The following is a 21471-nucleotide window of genomic DNA, read 5'->3' as shown; positions in this document are numbered from 1 at the left end:
AACTCTTTACGTTGGCGCAGCGAAACCTTCGCGGGCTTCGAGCGGTAGTCACTGCGTCCGAACGCCGGAAGCCGTCCGGTGGGACGCCGGACCCGAACCGGCCGGACACCCCAACGTTCTCTCCCGTCTGAAGGAGCATCATGTCCCTCCCCCTGACCCGCCGGATCGCCCGTGCCGCGCTGCTCAGCGCCGCGGGTGCAGCTTCCGTGGTCGGTGCGGCCGGCTCCGCGAGCGCCGTTGACCTTCCGGCCTCCCCCGACCTGGGCGGCGTGTCCGCGCTGGACGGCGACGGGCTGGGCAACACCGTCGACGATGCGGCTCAGAACGTCAGCAACCTCGCCGGTGACACCGGCAGCAAGGCCGTGAAGAAGTCCGTCCCGGCCGCGGGCAAGGCCGTGGGTCGCGTCGGCAAGACGGCCACCCCCGCCGCCCAGCAGGCCGCCGGTGACGTCGCGGGCGGCACGGGCCAGGCGCTCGGCGAGACCGCCGACTCGGCCACCGAGGGCGGTCTGCCCACCGACTCGCTCACCAAGGGCGGTCTCCCCACCGACCAGCTGCCGGTCAAGAGCCTCCCCCTCGGCTGATCACCCGGCACGCACACAGGAGGGCCCGGAGCCACTGGCTCCGGGCCCTTCGCCGTGCGCACGGCCGGGGTTCAGCCCAGGCGTTCGACCGCCGCGGCGACGCGCTCGTCCGTCGCCGTCAGGGCGACGCGCACGAAGCGGTCGCCCGCCGGGCCGTAGAAGTCGCCGGGCGCCACCAGGATGCCGAGGTCCGCGAGGTGGCCCACGGTGTCCCAGCAGGACTCGTCGCGGGTGGCCCACAGGTACAGGCTGGCTTCGCTGTGCTCGATGCGGAAGCCGTGCTTCACCAGGGCGTCGCGCAGCGCGGTGCGCCGGGCGACGTACCGCTCACGCTGTACGCGCACGTGCTCGTCGTCGCCGAGCGCCGCCACGACGGCCGCCTGGGTCGGCGCGGAGGTCATCATGCCGCCGTGCTTGCGGATCTGCAGCAGGTCCCCGAGGACGGTCTCGTCACCGGCGATGAACGCCGCCCGGTAGCCCGCCAGGTTGGACCGCTTGGACAGCGAGTGGACGGCGACGATCCCGTCGTGTGAACCGCCGCACACGTCCGGGTGCAGCACCGACACCGGGTCGGCCTCCCAGCCGAGCTCCAGGTAGCACTCGTCGCTGACGAGCAGCACGCCGTGCTCGCGCGCCCACGCGACGGTCCGGGTGAGCTCGTCCTTCGACAGGACACGGCCGGTCGGGTTGGACGGCGAGTTGAGCCAGAGCAGCTTGAGGTTCGCCGGGTCGAGCGACGTCGGGTCGTCGTAGGCGACGTACTCCGCGCGGGCCAGGCGCGCGCCGACCTCGTACGTCGGGTAGGCGAGCCGCGGGTAGGCCACCACGTCGCCCGGACCGAGGCCCAGCTGGGTCGGGAGCCAGGCCACCAGCTCCTTGGAGCCGACGACCGGCAGGACGTTGCGGTGCGTGAAGCCGCGGGCGCCGAGTCGCCGCTCGCACCAGCCGGTGAGCGCGTCGCGCAGCTCCGGCGTGCCCCAGACCGTCGGATAGCCCGGCGAGTCCGCGGCGGCGATCAGCGCTTTCTGGATCAGCTCGGGGACCGGGTCCACGGGGGTGCCCACCGACAGGTCGACGATGCCGCCGGGGTGGGCGGCCGCCGTGGCCTTGTACGGCTCGAGCTTGTCCCAGGGGAAGGTGGGAAGCCGGTCGGAGACTGCGGACACGTGGTGACTCCCGTGCTGGTGCTGGTCGTTGCAAACGCCTCGGTCCCGTGCGGCTCGAAGGCCGTACGGGACCGGGGCGACGCTCGGGCTGCCGCTGTTACTGGTTCTGCGGCGGCAGGGCGGCGATGAAGGGGTGGTCGCGCTCGATCAGGCCGAGCTTGCTCGCGCCACCGGGCGAACCGAGCTCGTCGAAGAACTCGACGTTCGCCTTGTAGTAGTCCTTCCACTCCTCAGGAGTGTCGTCCTCGTAGAAGATCGCCTCGACCGGGCAGACCGGTTCGCAGGCTCCGCAGTCGACGCATTCGTCCGGGTGGATGTACAAGGACCGGGAGCCCTCGTAAATGCAGTCGACCGGGCACTCCTCGATGCACGCCTTGTCCTTGACGTCGACACAAGGCTGCGCGATGACGTAGGTCACGCTGTCGTTCCTCCTCGATACGGGCGTTGGCGGGCCGTCCTCAGGCTCCGCTCGCCTGGCGCGCGGGAGCGCGGCGTCGTCGATGCCCACCCCTAGTATCTCCGTTCCCGGGCATGATCCGAACAGGAGGGGCTGACAGAGCTGTGGAATTCGCTGCCGGTGGACGACTCGAGGTCCGCATCACCCCTGCTGACGTGGGCAAACGCGTCTCGGTGCGACGCTTGAGCGACGCTTTGATCTCGGGCGAGAAGTTCACCGACACGGTGGGTGTTCTCGCATCGTGGAACGACGGTGTGGTGCTCATCACACGCCGCGACGGTGAAACCGTCCGCATCGCGGAAGGATCCCTGGTCGCGGGCAAGGTCGTGCCGGCCGCGCCGGCGCGCAGAAGGGGTCCCGCCGCCTCGTACGAGGAGTTGGCGCGCGTGTCCGCCCGCGCCTGGCGGCCGGTGGAGAGCGAGCGCGTCGGCGACTGGGAGCTGCGGGCGGCGGCGGGGTTCACCCGGCGCGCCAACTCCGTGCTGCCGCTGGGCGATCCCGGGCGGCCGCTGGACGAGGCGCTCGCGTACGTCCGCGAGTGGTACGCGGCCCGCGGCCTGCCGCCCTACGTGCAGACCGCGACCGGCGCCGAGGGCACGCAGGAGCTGCTGTGCGCCGCCCTGGCGGAGCACGGGTGGAAGCGCGAGGTCAGCGCGGAGCTGCACATCGGCGGGCTCGCCCCGGTCGCGGACCTGGACGCGGACACGGACCGCGTGACGCTGTCCCGGACCTTCGACGAGCCGTGGCTGCGGCGGTACAAGCGGTTCGGGGTTCCCGGTCCGCATGTGCGCGAGGTGCTGGCGGGCGGGCCCTCGGTATGGTTCGCTTCCGTGCCCGGGAGCGGTGACGCTCCGGCCGCCATCGGGCGGTGCGTCGTGGACGGGCGCTGGGCGGGCTTCATGGCGGTCGAGGTGGCTCCGGAGCACCGGCGCGAGGGGCTCGCCACCGCGGTGATGACCGCGCTGTCCCGGCAGGCCCTGGCCGAGGGCGCTTCGGCGGCCTGGCTGCAGGTCGAGGACGACAACGACGGCGCGCGGGCGCTGTACGACGGGATGGGTTTCGCCGCACACCACGCCTATCACCACTACCGGTACGGCCCCGCCTGAGCGGGCGGCACAACGGCAGAGCACGGCACGGAAACAGCGCCCGAGCGAGGGCAGACACGAGGCACGTATGCACGCGGAGTCCGGCGAATGGCGGCGGCGGTTCACCGAGGAGGCACGGTCGGAACGGCCCGGTCTCGCGCCGCTGTGCCTGCTGATCGGCACCGAGGCGGACCCCTCCCTCGACGAGGCGGGGATCGACGCCGCGGAGATCGAACTCGACCGTCTCGCGGGGCTGCTGCCGTTCCGGCCCGGCGGGCCCCGCGCGTGGGCCGTCGCGATGGCCGAACTCCTCGGCGAGCAGTGCGGGTTCGAGGGGACGCCGGGTGATTACCAGCGCCTCGACTCCTCCCTCCTGCACCAGGTCCTGAAGCGTCGCAGGGGGCTGCCGATCCTGCTCTCCGTGGTGTGGATGGAGGTCGCGCGGCGTGCGGGCGCCCCGGTGTACGGGGTGGCGCTGCCGGGGCACTTCGTCGTCGGCTTCGGGCCCAAGGACGACCAGATACTCGCCGACCCGTTCGACGGCGGGCGGCTGCTCACCGGGGCCGACGCGGAGCTCCTGGTGGCGGGGACGGCGGGCACGGGCATCCAGCCGTCGATGCTGACACCCGCCGATCCGCTGAACATCGTGCAGCGCATCCTCAACAACATCCGCGCCTGGGCGGCCGCGAGGCCGGAGCGGTCCGACGTGGCGCTGTGGGCCCTGGAGCTGTCGCTGCTGCTGCCCGCGCATCCGGCGCGACTGCGCTACGAAAGGGCGCAACTCCTCGTGCAGCGGGGTGACTTCCTCGGCGGCGCGGCGGAGCTCGACGCCTACGCGGATGTGGTGACGACGGTGGAGCCGACGACGGCGGAGCGGGTCCGCCAGCAGGCGCGGGCCGCGCGGGCGATGCTGAACTGACCGGCCGCCGGGGCCGTGCGGCCCCGCCCGGGGCACGTATCGATCGAGGCGACCGGGCACGAGGGACGTATGCACCCCCGACCCCCCGGAACCACCGAGTGGCGGCGGCTGTTCGCCGCCGAGGCCGGGTCGCCGCGGCCCGACCTGTCACTGCTGTGCCTGCTGATCGGCACCGAGGCCGACCCCTCCCTCGACGAAGCGGACATCGACGCCGCGCGGCGCATGCTCGACCGGCTCGCGGAACAGGTCGCGCCGGGCCACCGCACCGGCCGGCCCCCCGACCCCCTGGCCTGGGCCGTCGCCCTCGCCGAACTCCTCGGCCAGGGCTTCGGTTTCAAGGGCGGACCCGGCGACTACCAGCGTCTGGAATCCTCCCTCCTGCACCAGGTCCTGCGGCGCCGCAGAGGGCTGCCGATCCTGCTGTCCGTCGTGTGGATGGAGGTGGCGCGGCGTGCCGGTGCCCCCGTCCACGGCGTGGCGCTGCCGGGGCACTTCGTCGTCGGCTTCGGGCCGCCGGAGGAGCGTGTGCTCGTCGATCCGTTCGGCGGCGGGCGGCTGCTGACCGGCATGGACGTGGAGCTGCTCGTCGCGGCGGCCACCGGGACGCCGCTCGCACCGTCGATGCTGGGCGTCGCCGAGCCGCTGGACATCGTGGCGCGCATCCTCAACAACATCCGCGCCTGGGCGGCGTCCCGCCCCGAGCGCTCCGACGTATCGCTCTGGGCGGTCGACCTCTGCCTGCTGCTGCCCTCGCCGTCGCCGCGTCTGCACTACGAACGCGCCCAACTCCTCGTGCAGAAGGGGGAGTACGAGGCGGGCGCACGTGAGCTCGACACCTACGCCGACGAGGTGGCCGCCCTGGACCCGGTGACGGCCGACCGGGTGCGGCGACAGGCGCAGGGGGCGCGGGCGATGCTGAACTGAGGGGCCCTGGGTGCCGTCAGAGCCAGCCCTTGTCCCTGGCGGCCTTGACCGCCTCCGCGCGGTTGCGGACCGCGAGTTTCTGGATCGCCGTCGAGAGGTAGTTGCGGACGGTGCCCTGGGAGAGGTGCAGGGCGGTCGCCAGCTCGGCGTTGGTGGCGCCGTCGGCGGCCGCGCGCAGCACCTCGCGTTCCCGGTCCGTGAGCGGGTTGGCGCCACCCGCGAGGGCGGCCGCGGCGAGCGTGGGGTCGATGACCCGCTCCCCCGCGAGAACCTTGCGCACCGCGGCGGCGAGCTGCGCCGCGGGCGCGTCCTTGACCAGGAAGGCGTCGGCGCCGGCCTCCATGGCGCTGCGCAGGTAGCCGGGGCGGCCGAAGGTGGTCAGCACGACGACCTTCAACGCGGGGAGCGCCGCGGTGAGTTCGGCGGCCGCCTCGATGCCGGTGCGGCCGGGCATCTCGATGTCGAGCAGCGCCACGTCCACGGCGTGCTCACGGGCCGCGGCGAGCACCTCGTCGCCGCGCGCCACCTGGGCGACGACCTCGATGTCCGGTTCGAGGCCGAGCAGCGCCGCGAGGGCCTCGCGGACCATGGCCTGGTCCTCGGCGAGGAGGATTCTGATCATGAGGGGGATCCTACGGTGGCCCTCGCCAGGGGTACGCGGACCGCGAGGCGGAACCCGCGGCGGTCCCCGGGACCCGTCTCCAGGGCCCCGCCCACCGCCTCCACGCGCTCGGAGAGCCCCGTCAGGCCGTTGCCCGCGGCCGTACCGGAGGCGCCCACTCCGTCGTCCTCGACAGTCAGCTCCAGGAGCCGTCCGGCGAGCGTCTGACGCGCCGTGAACGCCACCGTGCAGCGCCGGGCCCCGCTGTGCCGCACGACGTTCGTGACGGCCTCACGCAGCGCCCAGGCGAGCGCCGCCTCCGCCTCCTCGCCCGGCAGCTCGGCGGGCGGCTCCTCCGGCACCTCGGCGTCGACACCGGCGGCGGTGAGCGCCGTGCGCGCGCCGACGAGTTCGCCGGCGAGGGTGCGGCGCCGGTAGCCGGAGACCGCCTCGCGCACGTCCACCAGGGCCTGGCGGCTGACCTGTTCGATGTCGGCGACCTGCTGGGCGGCCTTGTCGGGGTGGTCGGGGAGCATCCGCCCGGCGAGCTCGCTCTTGAGCGTGATCAGGGAGAGCGAGTGGCCGAGCAGGTCGTGCAGGTCCCTGGCGAGCCGCAGCCGCTCCTCGTTGGCGGCGAGTTGCGCGACGGTCGCTCGGGCCTGGCGGAGCTGCACCGTCGTACGGATCAGCTCGCGTACGCCGGACATCGCGAAGCCCACCAGGAGCGTGATCACGCCGAGGTTGGTGAGCAGGTCGCCGAGGCCGTCGTCGCGCAGGCCGACCAGGACCATCAGGAGCGTGACCGCGGGGATGACCCCGACCGCGTACCGCACCGGCAGGACGGCGCCCGCGGAGACCGACACGTACACGAAGAGCCCGAGCCAGTGGTCGCCGAGGCTGAACGCGAGGACCACGGCGAGGGCCACGAGCAGCGCGAAGCAGGAGATGACGGCCCGCCACCGCAGGATCCTGGTGGTGTAGCGGAAGACCAGGGTCAGGTAGCAGGCCACGAAGAGCGCCAGGCCGAGCGAGCCGAGGACGGTGGCGAGGGGCGTGTGGTGTCCGTCGGCCAGGTCCTTGACCGGGGCGCTCAGGAACACCAGCCAGACGCCGATCCAGGCGGACTTCGTCAGGAGCTGGCGGCGGCCCTGCGGCGGGCGTCCGAACGTGTGGACGGGGTGGAGTCCGCTGCCCCCAGCGTCTGTCGTGTTCACGCCTTCAGTGTGTCCTTCCGGTACAGCCATGCCGCGCCGCCCGCGAAGAGGAGGAAGTAGACGACCAGGAGCGTGACGTCCTTCGCGTGCGGTGCCTCGCCCAGTTCGATGGCCTGCCCGAGGGCAGCGTACGCGTGGGTGGGCAGCCAGGACGCGGTCTCCCGCAGCCAGTGCGGGAACGTCGTGACGGGCATCCACAGGCCGCCGAGGATGGAGAGCCCGAAGTAGATGATCATCGTGATGGGGCGTACTGCGTCGCCGGTCGCGAGGTAGCCGATGGCCACGCCGAGCGCGGCGAAGCAGAGGCTGCCCGCCCAGATCGCGCCGGTCAGCGCCGCCCACTGCCAGGCGTCGAAGCGGACGTCCTTGAAGATCGCCGCGACGGCGAAGACCACGACGATGGACGGCAGGCTGACCACGGCGGCGCTCGCGGTCTTCGCGAGGACGTAGCCGCGGCCGGGCAGGGACGTCAGGCGCAGCTGCCGCACCCAGCCGCTCTCGCGCTCCTTGGCGATGCGCTCGCTGTTGCCCATGAGTACGGCGGTCAGGGCGCCGAAGGACGCCATCGAGACCATCATGAACGCGGGGACGGACAGGCCTGTCTCCGGGACCTTGTCGGCACCGCCCTGACTGCCCGCGATGATCACGAAGAGCACCGAAGGGTAGATGACGGAGAAGAAGAGGAACTTGCGGTTGCGCAGGGCGCGGGTGATCTCGAGCTTGATGAGGCTGTTCATGCCGCTCATGCCGTTCGTGTGATTCATGTGCTGGATGTGCTGAATGTGTTTCACGTGCTTCATGCGGTCCTGGACTCCTCGGCCTCGGTGATCGCCACGAACGCCTGCTCCAGGCCGAGTCCGGCGACTTCGAGGTTGCGGGGGTAGAAGCCGAGGCCGTACAGCGCGTGGACGGTGGCGTCGGCGTCCGTCGACTGGATGCGGACCGTGTGACCCGTGATGTCGAGCGTGGTCAGGCAGGGCAGCGTGCGGAGCCGCTCCGTGAGCGCCGCGTCGATTCGCTCCAGGTCGAAGGCGACCTTGCGGGCGCCCGCCCTCGCCTTGATCTCGGCGGCGGTGCCGTCGGCGAGGAGGCGGCCTCGGTGCAGGACGAGGACGCGGTCGGCGATCGCGTCGGCCTCTTCCAGGTAGTGCGTGGCGAAGAGGACCGCGCGTCCCTGGTCCGCCTGCTCCCGCATGGTGGCCCAGAACGCCTGGCGGGCGGTGACGTCCATGCCGGTGGTCGGCTCGTCGAGCACGATCAGGTCGTGGGCGCCGGCCGTGGCGAGCGCGAAGCGGACGCGTTGCTCCTGGCCGCCGGAGAGCTTGTCGACCTTGCGGTCCGCGATCTTCGTGATGTCGGCGTGGGCGAGCACGTCGTTCACGCGGTACGGCCTGGGGTGCAGGTCGCAGGCGAGCGTGACGAGTTCGTGTACGGTCACCTCGCCCATCAGGCCGCCGCTCTGCAGCATGGCGCCGACGCGGCCCGCGGTGATCGCCTCGCGCGGCTCGGCGCCGAGAACCCGCACCGTCCCGCTGTCCGGCCTGCTCAGGCCGAGCAGCAGGTCGAGGGTGGAGGACTTGCCCGCGCCGTTCGGCCCGAGGAGCGCCACGGTCTCGCCGGGGCGGAGGGTGAGGGTCAGGCCGTCGACGGCGCGGACGTCGCCGAAGCTCTTGGTCACCCGCTCGAAGCTCACCACGTCGGCGGTGGGGGGTGCTGTGGTCGTGGTCATGCCGACCATCGTCACAAAAGCTCAGGTCACGGCGGCAGTGTCGGATGTGCCGACTCCGGCATGACAGATGTCATGCCGGAGTCGGTGACACACGTGCCACGGGTTGTGCGAGTGGGCTCAGCTCGCGTTCGTCTCGATGACCCCGATGCGCTCCGCGGGCGTCTTGCCGGTCAGCGCCTTGCCCATCGCCTGGGCCACGTCGGTCGGCTGGACCGGCGTCTTGTCGCCGTTGCCGCGCTGGATCAGGACGCCGTCGAACACGTTGCCGTACAGCTTCTTGAGCTCTTCGAGGTTGTAGTGCACCTGGAGGGTGCCGTCCTTGAGCGCCTTCGTCTCCAGGATCTTCGGCAGCGACCTCTCCGGGCCGAAGGGGATCGACTTGGCGCCCGCCTTGATGGTGACGTTGGCGGACATCGCCGGCTTGGCGAACGTGGTCATGAACTTGTCGACCGCGGCCTTGGAGATCGTCGGCTTGCGCGTGGTGACCGGCACCTGGACCGCGCCCGCGCTGCCCGTCTCGACCTGCTTCTCGTACGCCTCGGCGACCGCCTTGGTCGAGGCCTGCGGGTCGATGCCCTTGCCGACCTTGCCGTAGACCGGAACGGCCTTGCCGGGCACGAACTTGACCGTGCCCTCCTGCGCCGTGCCGGAACCGCCCGCGGCGCGCTCCAGGGCGGCCGCGAGCTTCTCCTCGTCGACGGGCATGACCGGCTCGACGACGCGCTGGTTGCCGAAGAGCGAACCGATCACGGAGACGGGGTTGTAGTCGCTGCCCGCGGCCTCGCGGACGGTGGCCTGGCTGTCGAGGGTCAGGCCCGCCTGGTCCGGCTTGAGGGTCACGGTGTCACCGCCGACCGACAGCTTCAGCGGCTTGGTGACACGCTCGTCGAGCGCCGCGTCGAGCTTCTGGACGGCCTCGTCGCGGGTGCCGCCGCCGATGTCGACGCCGAGCACGGTGGTGCCCTTCGGGACGTCGGCGTGGTTCATCAGCAGACCCGCGCCGTACGCGCCGCAGCCCGCGACCACGACGGCGGCCACGAGGAGGACCAGCTTGTTGCGGCCCTTCTTCTTTTTCGCCTTCGGAGCGGGCGCGGCGGGCGGCACGTCCGAGCGGACGGGGTCGGGCAGCTTCGGCGGGGTGTGCGGCACGGGGCCTTCACCCTGCGGTCCCGGCGCGAACGGCGAGGTGTCCTGCGCGGGCGGTACGACGGGGATGCCGCTGGTGAGGGTCTCACCGGAGACGTTGGAGCCCGGCGTGGGGGCTCCGGGGCCGCCGGGCGCACCCGGACCGCCGGGGCCACCCGGGCCGCCGGGCCCGCGGGGCGGCGAGACCGGCCCTGCCTTCTGCGGCGTGAGGATCGCGGTGTCGTCGCTCATGGCGCCGGAACGGGGCGGCCGGGGGCCGGAGTTCGCTGGGGCGCCGGGTCCACCGGGCGCACCGGGGCCACCGGGCGCGCCCGGGCCCTGGGGACGGCCCGGCGACGGGTTCGGGGGCGCCAGCGGGCTGTCACCCGTGACGGGGCCGCCGGTCGGCCCTGACGGGGGCCGGGAGCCCTCGGGGCCTTCGTTGAAGTAGGGCAGGTCGCCGCGGTTCGGGTCGCCCTGCGGGGCGCCCGTGCCGAGGGGGCCCGACGCCACGGCGCCGGACACGTCGAAGGAGCCGGTGCCGATACCGGTGCCGGAGGTACCCGTACCGTTTCCGCTGCCGCTTCCCGTCTCGCTCCGCGGCGGCTTGCGCGGCGCGAACCAGTCGCTCGTCTTCTCCTCCGGGGAGGAGGGAGCACCGCTCTCACCGGAACCGGAGGCGGAGGCGGCCGGAGCGCCGGGCGGACCGGGCTCGGCGCCGTCGCCGAAGCCACCGTCACCACGGCCGCCGTCACCACTGCCGCCGTCCCCACGTCCGGCATCCCCGCGTCCGCCGTCGCCCCGGCCGCCGTCCAGCGGCACGGACTCCCCGCGCGGACCCTCGTCGCCGACGGGCGTGCGCATGACGACCGGCGGGATGGGCCGCGAGCCGGGGATGTTGATCCGGATGCGGGTGGTCAGCGTGGTCTGGGTCTCGGGCTCGCCGGGCCGCTCCTCGGCGGCCTGCCGCCGCGCTCCGTCCCTGTCGCCGTCGGCGGCAGCACCTTGTGCCGGGGAGCCGTACGGCGGCGTCCCCGAGGGGTAGGCGGCTCCACCGCGCCCCTGGGGCCCGGAGGACGAACTGTCAGTTTCACGACTCAAGGCAGGTTCTCCTGGTTGACTCCGCCGCCCGTCTCGACCTCATCCGGGGTCCCCCCGGCCGGAGGTTGGGGGAGGCTCGGCGGCCGCACCACCATACTGGCCGCCGTCGGCACTCATCCCGTGACCGGCGTCAAACCCGTGCGCGACACGGGGCGAAGTGGTACGTCACTTGCCAAGTCGGGCGGCGGGCGCGGTCGGTTGCGGCCCCTGCCCGAGCGTGGCGCACATCACAGCGACGGCCATTCCGCCGAGCAGGTAGCCGTACGAGCCGATCCCCGCGGCGAAGAGGAAGTCGCCCTCGGGCCTGGTGGCGGTGAGCAGCATCACCGCCACCAGCCAGCCGGCCGCGGGCGCAACGGCCCCCGCCCTGGTGCCGATCGCCCGCGACCCGCCGTAGAAGAGTCCGGCGGCGCCGAGGAGCGCGAGCAGCAACCCGGCGGGGAAGAAGCCGCCTTGGACGAGCGCCCCGGCGACGCCGACGACGGCGCCGAGGACGAACAGGAGGGCGTAGGCGCCCAGGCGGCCGGCTCTCAGGGGTTGCGCGAGGAAGCTGCCGCCGGCGGCGGCGCCGGACCCCGCGGCGGGAGGGGCAGGGGGCTTCGAGGCCCCGGAACCGGCCCTCGACGACGCTCGCGAACGCATACTCACTGCGCGGTCACCTCAGCCATGTCCGTCACCCTTTCCACTCCCGCGAACAGATCCGTCTCGCGGGCCGTTCCCTCTGCCGACGCTTCTCCCCGCACCAGCTCGTAGTACTCCACATCGAAGATGGGCTGCGCGAGTTCGTTGGAGAGGATGAAGAGCGGGCCGCTGACCGTGATCTGGGTGACGTGCGCCGCCATCGCCGCGGCCTTGGCGGCCTTGTAGGGGCGGCCGTCGATCTCGGCGGTGATCCGCTCGTCGTCCGTGACGCCGGGCACATCGGCGACGGCGGCGGGCGTGCCGAACGGGGAGTGCCGCAGCGCGCCCGACATCCACCGGAAGCGCTCCTCGACCACGGACCGCGGGGCCCGGTTCCAGTAGATCTTGTCGATCGTGTGGGGCGCGCCGAGGTCGGCGTGGAAGGCCGGGTCGGCGGCGAGGTCGGCCGCGCGCATGGCGACGCGGTGCGCCTGGATGTGGTCGGGGTGGCCGTACCCCCCGTCGGGGTCGTACGTCACGAGGACCTGGGGGCGCACCTCGCGGATCACGGCGACGAGGTGGGCGGCGGCCTCGTCGAGGTCCGCCGACCAGAAGGCGCCGGGGCGGTCGTTCTGCTCGACGCCCATCATCCCGGAGTCGCGGTAGCGCCCGGGGCCGCCCAGGAAGCGGTGGTCGGTGACGCCCACTTCCTTCATGGCGGCCGCGAGCTCCCCGACGCGGTGGGCACCGAGGGAGTCGTCCCGGTCGGCCGCGAGATGGGCGAGCCCGTCCGGGATGACCTCGCCCTCCTCGCCCAGGGTGCAGGTCACCAAGGTGACGTGGGCACCCTCGGCCGCGTACTTGGCCATGGTCGCGCCGGTGGTGATCGACTCGTCGTCGGGATGCGCGTGCACGAGCAGCAGGCGCCGGGCGGGCAGTTCCGTCATGGGACCACCCTACGAGCCCGCGTCAGAACTTGATGTCCCCGATCATGCCCGCCACGTTGGTCGTCAGCTCGTTGATGGTCGGTGCGACGGACGAGCTCGCCAGGTAGAAGCCGAGCAGCGTACAGACGACGGCGTGCCCCGCTTTGAGACCTGACTTCTTGACCAACAGGAAGACGATGATCGCCAGCAGCACCACCGCCGAAATCGAGAGTGCCACGGCGGTCACCTCCAAGTCGTTGTCGTACCCCAGTGCGGACGTCAGCAGGTTCATACCCACCAAGCGCTACGGATCATAACTATCCGTGCGGACGCATGAGTCGGAGCACGGCAGCACAGGGGGGCGCATGAGCCATAGGCTCAGGGGATGACCACCGAGAACCCCGGAATTCCCAGGCCCGACGAGAGCCAGGCACAGCGGCTCTCCTTCCCGCGTCAGCACGCCCGCACCCAGCGCTTCACCCTCGGCGCGCCCCGTGCGTTCACCGTGGCGCCGGATGGTTCACGCGTTGTTTTCCTGCGCTCCTCCGACGGCACCGACCGGGCGAACCGGCTCTGGGTCCTGGACGTGTCGGACGGCGGTGCCGAGCGGGTCGCCGCCGACCCGCACGTGCTGCTCGGCGGCGCCGCCGAGAAGTTGTCCGCGGCGGAGCGCGCACGGCGCGAGCGGAGCCGTGAGGGCGGTGCGGGCATCGTCGGCTACGCGACGGACGCCGCCGTGGAACTGGCCGCGTTCGCCCTGTCGGGGCGCCTGTTCACCGCGGAGCTGCGCGCGGGCACGGCCCGTGAACTGCCCGTTCCGGGGCCGGTGATCGACCCGCGCCCCTCGCCGGACGGGCGTCATGTCGCCTACGTGGCGCGGGGCGCCCTGCGCGTGACGGGCGCCGACGGCGAGGGCGACAGGGCCCTCGCGGCGCCCGAGGCGGGCCAGGAGGCGACGGTCACGTACGGGTTGGCGGAGTTCATCGCGGCGGAGGAGATGGGCCGTTCACGGGGCTTCTGGTGGTCGCCGGACTCGACGCGGCTGCTCGTCGCGCGGGTGGACGACGCGCCCGTGCGGCGGTGGTGGATCGCGGATCCGGCGCACCCGGACCGGGCGCCGGAGCAGGTCGCGTACCCGGCCGCGGGCACGCCCAACGCGGAGGTCGGGCTGTGGGTCCTGGGCCTCGACGGGTCGCGGACCGAGGTGGTCTGGGACCGCGCCCGCTTCCCGTACCTGGCACGTGTGCACTGGTCGGCGGATGGTGCGCCGCTGCTGCTCGTGCAGTCCCGCGACCAGGGCAGCCAGCTGTATCTGGCGGTGGACCCGGACAGCGGGGCCACGCGGATGGTGCACGCGGAAGAAGATCCAGAATGGCTTGAACTTTTCCCTGGTGTGCCGTGCTGGTCGCCCAGCGGGAAGCTCGTGCGGATCGCGGACGAGGGCGGCGCGCGCGTCCTGGCGTGGGGGGAACGGCCGCTGACGGGGCCGCAGTTGCACGTACGTGCGGTGCTCGACGTCACCGAGGAGGACATCCTCCTCTCGGCGTCCGCGGGCGCCGCCGCGGCCGATCCGGAGACCGGTGAGATCCACGTCTACCGCGTCAACGAACTGGGCGTGGAGCGCGTCTCGCGGGAGCCGGGCGTGCACTCGGCCGTCCGTGCGGGCGGCCTCACCGTCCTGGTGTCCGCCACGCTCGACCGCCCCGGCGCGCAGGTGCAGGTGTTGCGCGAGGGCAAGCAGGTGGCGACGATCGCCTCACACGCCCAGCGCCCGGGGCTCACTCCGCGCGTGACCCTCACCGAAGGGGGCACGCGGAACATCCCGTGCGCCGTCCTGCTCCCCACGGATTACAAGGAGACGGACGGCCCTCTTCCGGTACTGCTCGATCCGTACGGCGGCCCGCACGGCCAGCGCGTGCAGCGTGCGCACAACATCTTCCTGACCTCGCAGTGGTTCGCCGACCAGGGGTTCGCGGTGCTCGTCGCGGACGGCCGCGGCACCCCGGGCCGCTCCCCCGGCTGGGAGAAGTCGATCAAGAACGACAAGACCCTCACCCTTGAGGACCAGGTCGACGCCCTCCACGCGCTCGCCGAGCGGTTCCCCTTCGACCTGGGCCGGGTGGCGATCCGCGGCTGGTCCTACGGCGGCTACCTCGCCGGCATGGCCGCCCTGCGCCGCCCCGACGTGTTCCACGCGGCGGTGGTCGGCGCCCCGGTCACGGACCTGCGGCTCTACGACACGCACTACGAGGAGCGGTACCTCGGCGATCCGAACCGGACCCCGGAGACGTACCGGCACAACTCCCTCATCTGGGACGACGGTCTCGTGGAGGCGGCCGAACCGCACCGTCCGATGCTCATCGTGCACGGCCTCGCCGACGACAACGTGGTGGTGGCGCACTCCCTGCGGCTGTCCTCCGCGCTGCTCGCCGCGGGCCGCCCGCACGAGGTTCTGCCGCTCTCCGGGGTCACCCACATGACCCCGCAGGAGCAGGTCGCGGAGAACCTGCTGCTGCTCCAGGTGGACTTCCTCAAGCGCTCCCTGGGCCTGACCGGGGAGTAGGCGGGAGCGGCCCCGCCGGCTACGGCACGACCTGCTTCTCCTCGGCGAAGTGGCAGGCCGAGTCGTGCGCGGCGGGGCTGTCGTCGAGCCGGAACTCCGCCGGCACGGCGAGCAGCGGCACCTCAAGGGCGCACCGCTCCCGCGCCTTCCAGCAGCGGGTGCGGAAGCGGCAGCCCGAGGGCGGGTCGGCGGGCGAGGGCACGTCCCCGGAGAGGATGATCCGCTCGCGGTGCTCGCGCGCCTCGGGGTCGGGGACGGGCACGGCGGAGAGCAGCGCCTGGGTGTAGGGGTGCGTGGGGTGGTCGTAGATCTCGGCGTCCGAGCCGATCTCGACGATCCGCCCGAGGTACATCACGCCGACCCGGTCGGAGATGTGCCGCACGATCGACAGGTCGTGGGCGATGAAGACGTAACTGAGGTCGAACTCGCTCTGGAGCTTCTCCAGGAGGTTGATGACCTGCGCCTGGACGGAGACGTCGAGGGCGGAGACCGGTTCGTCGGCGACGATGATCTCGGGCCGCAGCGCCAGACCGCGCGCGATGCCGATGCGCTGGCGCTGACCGCCGGAGAACTGGTGCGGATAGCGGTTGATGTACTCGGGGTTGAGCCCGACCACGTCGAGCAGCTCCTGCACCTTCTGGCGGCGCGAGCCCTTCGGGGCGACCTCGGGGTGGATCTCGTACGGCTCTCCGATGATGTCGCCGACCGTCATGCGGGGGTTCAGCGAGGTGTACGGGTCCTGGAACACCATCTGGATGTTGCGGCGCACCGCCTTGAGGGCGCGGCCGGAGAGCCGGGTGATGTCCTCGCCCTTGTAGCGGATCTCGCCCGCGGTCGGCCGCTCCAGGTTGACCAGCATCTTCGCGACCGTCGACTTGCCGCAGCCGGACTCCCCGACGATGCCGAGGGTCTCGCCGTGCCCCAGGTCGAAGTCGACGCCGTCCACGGCCTTGACCGCCCCGACCTGCTTGCGGAAGACGATGCCCTGGGTGAGCGGGTAGTGCTTGACGAGGCCGCGGACCTGGAGGATCGGCTCGCGGCCGGCGGGCGTGCCGACGTCGGCGAGCTCAACGTGACGCATCGAGCGTCTCCTTCCAGAAGTGGCAGGCGCTCCTGCGCTCGGCGGTCAGTCCCTCGTACGTCACCCGGGCGAGCGGCGGTTCGTCGGTGCGGCAGACGTCCTGGGCCATGGGGCAGCGGGGGTGGAAGGCGCAGCCGGGCGGGATGTTCATGAGGTTCGGGGGCAGCCCCTTGATCGCGTAGAGCTCCTGGCCCTTCTGGTCCAGGCGCGGGATGGATTCGAGGAGGCCGCGGGTGTACGGGTGGGCGGGCGCCCGGTAGATCTCGTGGACGGGGGCGCGTTCGACGATGCGGCCCGCGTACATGACGGCGATGGTGTCGGCGACGTCCGCGACGACGCCGAGGTCGTGGGTGATGAGGATCAGGCCCATGTTCATCTCGCGCTGGAGCTCGGCGAGGAGGTCCATGACCTGGGCCTGGACGGTGACGTCGAGGGCGGTGGTGGGTTCGTCGGCGATGATCAGCGAGGGTTCCAGCGCCATCGCCATGGCGATCATGATGCGCTGGCGCATGCCGCCGCTGAACTGGTGCGGGTACTGCCCGACGCGTTCCCTCGCGGCCGGGATGCGGACCCGGTCCATCAGCTCGACGGCCTTGGCCTTGGCGTCCTTCCGGGACATGCCCTTGTGCACGACGTACATCTCGCCGAGCTGTTCGCCGACGCTGAGCACGGGGTTCAGGGACGACAGCGCGTCCTGGAAGATCATCGCCATGCCCGCGCCGCGGACCTTGCGCCGCTCGTCCTCCTTGAGCTTCAGGAGGTCGCGCCCCTGGAAGAGGATCTCCCCGGAGGTGATCTTTCCGGGCGGGGTGTCGAGGATGCCCATGACGGCCTGGGCGGTGACGGACTTGCCGGACCCGGACTCGCCGAGGACGGCGAGGGTTTCGCCCGCGTCGACGCTGTAGTCCACTCCGTTGACGGCTCGGGCGACGCCGTCCCTGGTGCGGAACTCGACGTGCAGGTCCCGTACTTCGAGCAGTCTGGACGCCCCGGGTGTGCCGGACGCGGCCGCCTCGGATGCCACGGTTGCCATGGGCGCCTACCTCAGCTTCGGGTCGAGGGCGTCGCGCACCGCGTCGCCGAGCATGATGAACGCGAGGACGGTGATCGCGAGGGCTCCGGCGGGCCAGAGCAGCATGTGCGGGGCGTTGCGGATGTACTGGGAGGCGGCCGAGATGTCGATGCCCCAGCTGACGGTCGGCGGCTTCAGTCCGACGCCGAGGTAGGAGAGCGTGGCCTCCAGGGCGATGTACGTGCCGAGTGCGATGGTCGCCACGACGATCACGGGGGCGACGGCGTTCGGCGCGATGTGGCGGAGCAGCATCCGCGGGTTGGAGGCGCCGAGGGCGCGCGCCGCCTGCACGTAGTCGTTCTGTTTGGCGGTGATGACGGAGCCGCGGGCGATGCGGGAGATCTGCGGCCAGCCGAGCAGCACCATGAAGCCGATCACCGGCCAGACGGTGGAGCTGGTGACCACCGACAGGAGCACCAGGCCGCCGAGGACGACGGGGATCGCGAAGAAGATGTCGGTGATGCGGGAGAGGACCGCGTCCCATGCCCCGCCGAAGAACCCGGCGAGCCCACCGAGGACGCTGCCGATGAGCGCGACGCCGAGGGTGGCGCACACGCCGACGGTGACGGAGACACGGGTGCCGTACACGACCCGCGTGTAGACGTCGCAGCCCTGCTCGTTGAAGCCGAAGGGGTGCCCCGGGGCCGAGCCCTTCTGCGCGTTGCCGAGGTCGCAGTCGAGCGGGTTGCGGGAGGCGATGAGGGAGGGCCAGAGGGAGATGACGACGAGGAACAGGATGATGAGGCCCGAGACGATGAAGACGGGGTTGCGCCGCAGGTCCCGCCAGGCGTCGGACCACAGGCTGCGCGCGGGGGCCGAGGGTCCGCCCTCGGGCCCGCCCGGTGTCTTCTCCAGGGAGGTCGCCTCGCTGGTGGCGAGGTCCATCGCCCCGCCCATGCCGGTGGCCGCGATGGCGCGCTCCGGCTCCTGAGGTTCAGGCATAGCGGATCCTCGGGTCGAGTACGGCGTACAGGAGGTCGACGATGAGGTTGGCCACCAGGAAGACCAGGACGAGGACGGTCACGAAGCCGACGACGGTCTGGGTGCTCTGGCGGAGGATCCCCTGGTAGAGCTGGAAGCCGACGCCGTGGATGTTGAAGATCCGCTCGGTGACGATCGCGCCGCCCATCAGCGCGCCCACGTCGGTGCCGATGAAGGTGACCACGGGGATCAGCGAGTTGCGCAGCAGGTGCCGGGTGATGACGCGGCGGCGCGGGAGGCCCTTGGCGACGGCGGTGCGGACGTAGTCGGAGCGCCGGTTCTCCGCGATGGAGGTGCGGGTCAGGCGGGTGACGTACGCCAGGGAGACGGAGGCGAGCACGAGTCCCGGGATGAGCAGCTCGTTGAAGGGCGCCTCGCTCGACACGGAGGGTTTGATGACGCCCCACTCCACGCCGAGCAGGAGTTGCAGGACGAGTCCGGTGACGAAGGTGGGGATGGAGATGACGACGAGGGTGAGGAGCAGCACCACGGTGTCGACGGGGCGCCCGCGCCGCAGGCCCGTGAGGACGCCCAGCGAGATGCCGATGACGATCTCGAAGACGATCGCCACGATGGTGAGGCGGATGGTGACGGGGAAGGCGGCCGACATCAGTTCGGTGACCTTCTGGCCGTTGAACGCGGTGCCGAAGTCACCGGTGAAGACGTTGCCCATGTACGTCAGGTACTGCTGCCACACCGGCTTATCGAGGCCGAACTCCTTCTTGAGCCGGGTGGCCGTGGCGGGGTCGCACTTGCGGTCGCCGCACAGGCCCGCGACGGGGTCGCCCATCACGTTCACCATCAGGAAGATCAGCAGCGTGGCGCCGATGAAGACCGGGATCATCTGCAGCAGGCGCCGGATCACATAACGTCCCATGGGGCGGCTCCCGGCGTCTCAGTTGACCTTGATCTCGTTGTAGACCGGCACGCTGAACTGGTTCAGGGAGACGTCGGAGACCTTGTCCGAGTAGCCGGCGCTGCCGTTCTGGTACCAGAGCGGGATGGCGGGCATGTCCTTGGCGAGGATCTTCTCGGCGTCCTGGAACTTGCCGATGGCCTTGGTGGTGTCCGTCTCGCCGTTGGCCTCGTTGACGAGCTTGTCGAACTCCTTGTCGGAGTACTTGCCGTCGTTGGAGGGGGCGTCGGTGAAGTAGACCGGCTCCAGGAAGTTCTGGATCAGCGGGTAGTCCATCTGCCAGCCCGCGCGCCAGGCGCCGTCGAGCTCCTGCTTGGAGGCCTTGCTGCGGAAGTCCGCGAAGGTGCCGACGGGGTTGGCGACGCAGGCCTTGTCCTTGCCGAGGGCCTTGTTGATGGAGTTGCAGACGGCGTCGACCCACTCCTTGTGGGAGCCGGTGTCCGCGTTGTAGGTGACCTTGAGGGTGCCGCCGGGGATGCCGCCGCCCTCCTCGACGAGCTTCTTGGCCTTCGCGGCGTCGTAGGTGCAGGCGTCGCCGCAGAGCCCTTCCTTGTAGCCGCCCTTCTCGCCGAGGACCGGTGAGGTCCAGTCGGAGGCCGGTGTGCGCGTCTTCTGGAAGATCGTCTCGGTGATCTGCTCGCGGTTGATCGCCATGGACAGGCCCTGGCGGACCTTCTCCATGCCGTCCTTGTTCCACTTGCTGTCGTAGAACGGGAAGGCGAGGGTCTGGATGATGCCGGCGGGGGTGTTGATGTAGCGGTCGCCGAGGTCGTTCTTGGCGTTCTTGAGCTGCGAGGCGGGCACGTCGTCGACGAGGTCGAGGTTGCCGGCCATCAGGTCGGTGTAGGCGGTGTTGTTGTCGGTGTAGACCTTCATGTCCACACCGCCGTTCCGCGCCTTGTCGTCGCCGGGGTAGCCGTCCCACTTGCGCAGGGACATCTTGGAGCCCTTGGTGTACGAGTCCACGGTGTACGGGCCGTTGCCGACGGGCTTGGACAGCCAGCCGTCGTGGTCGTCGTAGAACGCCTTGGGCAGCGGGGCGAAGGCGGGGTAGCCGAGGGTGTCGGGCCAGGTGGAGAACTTCTGGCTCAGCTTGACCGTGAAGGTCCTCTCGTCGACGACCTTCAGGCCGGAGAGGGTCTTGGCGCTGGGGTCGCCCTTCTCGGGGTGGACCTTGTCGTAGCCCTCGATGTAGCCGAAGAAGTACGCGTTCTTCTGGTTGTTCTCGAGGTTCGCGCCGTAGTTCCAGGCGTCCACGAACGACTTGGCGGTGACCTTCTCGCCGTTGCTGAACTTCCAGTTGTCCTTGATCTTGACCGTGAAGTTCTGCGCGTCCTTGGTCTCGATCGACTCGGCGACCATGTCCTTGGCCTCGCCGGTCTTCGGGTCGTACCGCTTGAGCCCGCGGAAGACCATGTCGAGGATCTTGCCGCCCTGCACCTCGTTGGTGTTCGCCGGCTCCAGCGGGTTCTGGGGGTCGCCCCAGGAGGAGCTCACGATGCCGGAGCCGTCACCACCACCGCCGCCACTCCCCCCGCCACCGCAGGCCGTCGCGGCGAGAGCGACGGTCACCGCACATGCGGCCCACTTGGCGTGCGTGGCTCCACGCATGGAGTCCTCCTGTCCTCGGCTACCGCGATTGCTTACCGCCAAATATCGCCGCAACAGGAATGAACCGCATATTTACCCCACCCGTACGAGTCCGGAACCCATCCGGATGTACGCACCCCGGCACGCGTCCGTCGGCGTCCCCGACTCCTGTAATGCGGACGATCACAAGGGCCCCGCGCCGAGCTGGTCGTGCTCGTACTCTGACGGTATGGACTACGCCAGGATGCGTGCGATCGCAGAGGAGCTCGGGGCCTACGCCGAGCGCTTGGAGGGGAGCTGGAACGTCGAGATCGGACCGTCGGGTCCGATACTGGCCATGATGTGCCCCTCCAAGCGTCACGAGGGCACGGTCCGGCGCATCCGTGACCAGCTGAACAAGCAGCTCCCAGCCACACATCCCGGCTATGTCTGCGAGAACGGCCCCGAGATCGAACACCCCTCCATCGGCCGCATGCGCCGACCGGACGCCGTGGTCATCCCCGAGGCGGTGCTTGACGAAGACGGTCTCGCTGTCGACGCCACGAACGTACTGGCCGTCGTGGAGATCGTGTCCCCGTCCAACCCCGACAACGACTACGGCGAGAAGCTGTCCGAGTACCCGGCCATGGGCATCGGCCACTACCTGATCGTCGATCCCCGGACCGGAACGATCGAAGTGCACTCCGAACCCTGCGCAGGCCGCTACCGGTCCAAGGAGCCGTACATCTTCGGGGATGCCGTGCCCTTCGGCCCCTGGACCGTCGAGACCGCAGCCTTCCGGCGTTACGAGAAGCCGGGTGCGGGCGCGCGCTGAGC

21 protein-coding genes are annotated in these 21471 nt (G+C 71.2%); 6 read left to right on the top strand and 15 right to left on the bottom strand.

Translation table 11 applies throughout. The features are described 5' to 3' along the window. Positions 1–140 precede the first annotated feature (140 nt). On the top strand, positions 141–584 hold the full coding sequence (locus DEJ47_RS25210; protein ID WP_150171899.1) for an ATP-binding protein: 444 nt from the start codon (positions 141–143) through the stop codon (positions 582–584). Between the two features lie 71 nt (positions 585–655). On the opposite strand, the gene DEJ47_RS25205 is transcribed toward DEJ47_RS25210, so the two are convergent. Together DEJ47_RS25205 and fdxA are read right to left on the bottom strand one after the other, a co-directional pair. Beyond that, a complete protein-coding gene (locus DEJ47_RS25205) occupies positions 656–1750 on the bottom strand; it encodes a bifunctional succinyldiaminopimelate transaminase/glutamate-prephenate aminotransferase (protein ID WP_150171897.1) in 1095 nt (364 codons plus the stop codon). Between the two features lie 97 nt (positions 1751–1847). Then, complete coding sequence (fdxA, locus tag DEJ47_RS25200) at positions 1848–2168, bottom strand: ferredoxin (RefSeq protein WP_018089397.1); 321 nt, start codon at positions 2166–2168, stop codon at positions 1848–1850. A 143-nt stretch (positions 2169–2311) separates the two neighbouring features. On the opposite strand from fdxA, the gene DEJ47_RS25195 reads away from it, so the two are divergent. The 3 genes from DEJ47_RS25195 to DEJ47_RS25185 all read left to right on the top strand — a co-directional run bounded on the left by DEJ47_RS25195 (position 2312) and on the right by DEJ47_RS25185 (position 5135). Next, positions 2312–3313 carry a GNAT family N-acetyltransferase gene (locus DEJ47_RS25195; RefSeq protein WP_150171895.1) on the top strand — a complete coding sequence of 334 codons (1002 nt, stop codon included), beginning with the start codon at positions 2312–2314 and terminating at the stop codon, positions 3311–3313. 67 nt (positions 3314–3380) lie between these two features. Then, positions 3381–4211, top strand: coding sequence for a transglutaminase-like domain-containing protein (locus tag DEJ47_RS25190; protein ID WP_150171893.1), 831 nt, complete (start codon positions 3381–3383; stop codon positions 4209–4211). Positions 4212–4280: 69 nt separating this feature from the next. Next, the gene (locus tag DEJ47_RS25185) at positions 4281–5135 is read left to right on the top strand and encodes a SirB1 family protein (RefSeq protein ID WP_150171891.1); all 855 of its coding nucleotides are present in this window, start codon (positions 4281–4283) and stop codon (positions 5133–5135) included. Positions 5136–5151: 16 nt separating this feature from the next. Here DEJ47_RS25185 and DEJ47_RS25180 read toward each other — a convergent pair whose 3' ends face one another. From DEJ47_RS25180 to DEJ47_RS25140, 8 genes are all read right to left on the bottom strand, one after another. Further along, complete coding sequence (locus tag DEJ47_RS25180; RefSeq protein ID WP_202456795.1) at positions 5152–5757, bottom strand: response regulator transcription factor; 606 nt, start codon at positions 5755–5757, stop codon at positions 5152–5154. Then, positions 5754–6950, bottom strand: coding sequence for a sensor histidine kinase (locus DEJ47_RS25175; RefSeq protein WP_223828498.1), 1197 nt, complete (start codon positions 6948–6950; stop codon positions 5754–5756). The genes DEJ47_RS25180 and DEJ47_RS25175 overlap by 4 nt, the downstream gene beginning before the upstream one ends. Further along, positions 6947–7687 carry an ABC transporter permease gene (locus DEJ47_RS25170; protein WP_150175854.1) on the bottom strand — a complete coding sequence of 247 codons (741 nt, stop codon included), beginning with the start codon at positions 7685–7687 and terminating at the stop codon, positions 6947–6949. The genes DEJ47_RS25175 and DEJ47_RS25170 overlap by 4 nt, the downstream gene beginning before the upstream one ends. Positions 7688–7746: 59 nt before the next feature. Next, positions 7747–8688, bottom strand: a complete 942-nt coding sequence (locus DEJ47_RS25165) for an ABC transporter ATP-binding protein (protein ID WP_150171885.1) — start codon at positions 8686–8688, stop codon at positions 7747–7749. Between the two features lie 108 nt (positions 8689–8796). After that, positions 8797–10905 carry a hypothetical protein gene (locus DEJ47_RS25160; RefSeq protein ID WP_190415547.1) on the bottom strand — a complete coding sequence of 703 codons (2109 nt, stop codon included), beginning with the start codon at positions 10903–10905 and terminating at the stop codon, positions 8797–8799. A 165-nt stretch (positions 10906–11070) separates the two neighbouring features. Beyond that, on the bottom strand, positions 11071–11547 hold the full coding sequence (locus DEJ47_RS25150) for a DUF6113 family protein (RefSeq protein ID WP_223828740.1): 477 nt from the start codon (positions 11545–11547) through the stop codon (positions 11071–11073). A gap of 2 nt (positions 11548–11549) precedes the next feature. Further along, positions 11550–12473, bottom strand: coding sequence for an N-acetyl-1-D-myo-inositol-2-amino-2-deoxy-alpha-D-glucopyranoside deacetylase (gene mshB, locus DEJ47_RS25145; protein ID WP_150171883.1), 924 nt, complete (start codon positions 12471–12473; stop codon positions 11550–11552). 22 nt (positions 12474–12495) lie between these two features. Further along, complete coding sequence (locus DEJ47_RS25140; RefSeq protein ID WP_055569071.1) at positions 12496–12690, bottom strand: hypothetical protein; 195 nt, start codon at positions 12688–12690, stop codon at positions 12496–12498. Positions 12691–12837: 147 nt separating this feature from the next. Between DEJ47_RS25140 and DEJ47_RS25135 the strand changes: the two genes are divergently transcribed. Then, positions 12838–15015 (top strand): prolyl oligopeptidase family serine peptidase, encoded by a 2178-nt coding sequence (locus tag DEJ47_RS25135; protein WP_150171881.1) that lies wholly within the window; start codon positions 12838–12840, stop codon positions 15013–15015. A 19-nt stretch (positions 15016–15034) separates the two neighbouring features. Here DEJ47_RS25135 and DEJ47_RS25130 read toward each other — a convergent pair whose 3' ends face one another. Genes DEJ47_RS25130 through DEJ47_RS25110 form a run of 5 tightly spaced genes read right to left on the bottom strand, consistent with a single transcriptional unit; the run spans position 15035 to position 20676 of the window. Continuing rightward, entirely contained in the window at positions 15035–16096 is a 1062-nt protein-coding gene (locus DEJ47_RS25130) for an ABC transporter ATP-binding protein (RefSeq protein WP_150171879.1), read from the bottom strand. Next, entirely contained in the window at positions 16083–17129 is a 1047-nt protein-coding gene (locus tag DEJ47_RS25125; RefSeq protein WP_150171877.1) for an ABC transporter ATP-binding protein, read from the bottom strand. Before DEJ47_RS25125 ends, DEJ47_RS25130 begins: the two co-directional genes overlap by 14 nt. A 6-nt stretch (positions 17130–17135) precedes the next feature. After that, positions 17136–18110, bottom strand: a complete 975-nt coding sequence (locus DEJ47_RS25120) for an ABC transporter permease (protein ID WP_150171875.1) — start codon at positions 18108–18110, stop codon at positions 17136–17138. Beyond that, complete coding sequence (locus DEJ47_RS25115) at positions 18103–19026, bottom strand: ABC transporter permease (protein ID WP_150171873.1); 924 nt, start codon at positions 19024–19026, stop codon at positions 18103–18105. Before DEJ47_RS25115 ends, DEJ47_RS25120 begins: the two co-directional genes overlap by 8 nt. Before the next feature lie 18 nt (positions 19027–19044). Beyond that, positions 19045–20676 carry an ABC transporter substrate-binding protein gene (locus DEJ47_RS25110; protein ID WP_150171871.1) on the bottom strand — a complete coding sequence of 544 codons (1632 nt, stop codon included), beginning with the start codon at positions 20674–20676 and terminating at the stop codon, positions 19045–19047. A 208-nt stretch (positions 20677–20884) separates the two neighbouring features. On the opposite strand from DEJ47_RS25110, the gene DEJ47_RS25105 reads away from it, so the two are divergent. Then, complete coding sequence (locus DEJ47_RS25105; protein WP_150171869.1) at positions 20885–21469, top strand: Uma2 family endonuclease; 585 nt, start codon at positions 20885–20887, stop codon at positions 21467–21469. The last annotated feature ends 2 nt before the right edge of the window (positions 21470–21471 follow it).

Origin of the sequence: Streptomyces venezuelae, assembly GCF_008642355.1 — a bacterium.
GTDB classification, from domain to species: Bacteria; Actinomycetota; Actinomycetes; order Streptomycetales; family Streptomycetaceae; genus Streptomyces; species Streptomyces venezuelae_B.
The sequence above is the reverse complement of the archived record's forward strand: the minus strand, read 5'-3'. Positions and strand labels throughout refer to the sequence as shown.

Excerpts from the sequence above, each read along its gene's own strand:
- DEJ47_RS25170 (WP_150175854.1), bottom strand. The coding sequence starts at position 7,687 with ATGAACAGCCTCATCAAGCTCGAGATCACCCGCGCCCTGCGCAACCGC.
- DEJ47_RS25120 (WP_150171875.1), bottom strand. The coding sequence starts at position 18,110 with ATGCCTGAACCTCAGGAGCCGGAGCGCGCCATCGCGGCCACCGGCATG.
- DEJ47_RS25130 (WP_150171879.1), bottom strand. The coding sequence starts at position 16,096 with ATGCGTCACGTTGAGCTCGCCGACGTCGGCACGCCCGCCGGCCGCGAG.
- DEJ47_RS25135 (WP_150171881.1), top strand. The coding sequence starts at position 12,838 with ATGACCACCGAGAACCCCGGAATTCCCAGGCCCGACGAGAGCCAGGCA.
- DEJ47_RS25185 (WP_150171891.1), top strand. The coding sequence starts at position 4,281 with ATGCACCCCCGACCCCCCGGAACCACCGAGTGGCGGCGGCTGTTCGCC.
- DEJ47_RS25110 (WP_150171871.1), bottom strand. The coding sequence starts at position 20,676 with ATGCGTGGAGCCACGCACGCCAAGTGGGCCGCATGTGCGGTGACCGTC.
- mshB (WP_150171883.1), bottom strand. The coding sequence starts at position 12,473 with ATGACGGAACTGCCCGCCCGGCGCCTGCTGCTCGTGCACGCGCATCCC.
- DEJ47_RS25210 (WP_150171899.1), top strand. The coding sequence starts at position 141 with ATGTCCCTCCCCCTGACCCGCCGGATCGCCCGTGCCGCGCTGCTCAGC.
- DEJ47_RS25125 (WP_150171877.1), bottom strand. The coding sequence starts at position 17,129 with ATGGCAACCGTGGCATCCGAGGCGGCCGCGTCCGGCACACCCGGGGCG.
- DEJ47_RS25115 (WP_150171873.1), bottom strand. The coding sequence starts at position 19,026 with ATGGGACGTTATGTGATCCGGCGCCTGCTGCAGATGATCCCGGTCTTC.
- DEJ47_RS25165 (WP_150171885.1), bottom strand. The coding sequence starts at position 8,688 with ATGGTCGGCATGACCACGACCACAGCACCCCCCACCGCCGACGTGGTG.
- DEJ47_RS25180 (WP_202456795.1), bottom strand. The coding sequence starts at position 5,757 with ATGATCAGAATCCTCCTCGCCGAGGACCAGGCCATGGTCCGCGAGGCC.
- DEJ47_RS25150 (WP_223828740.1), bottom strand. The coding sequence starts at position 11,547 with ATGCGTTCGCGAGCGTCGTCGAGGGCCGGTTCCGGGGCCTCGAAGCCC.
- DEJ47_RS25190 (WP_150171893.1), top strand. The coding sequence starts at position 3,381 with ATGCACGCGGAGTCCGGCGAATGGCGGCGGCGGTTCACCGAGGAGGCA.
- DEJ47_RS25105 (WP_150171869.1), top strand. The coding sequence starts at position 20,885 with ATGGACTACGCCAGGATGCGTGCGATCGCAGAGGAGCTCGGGGCCTAC.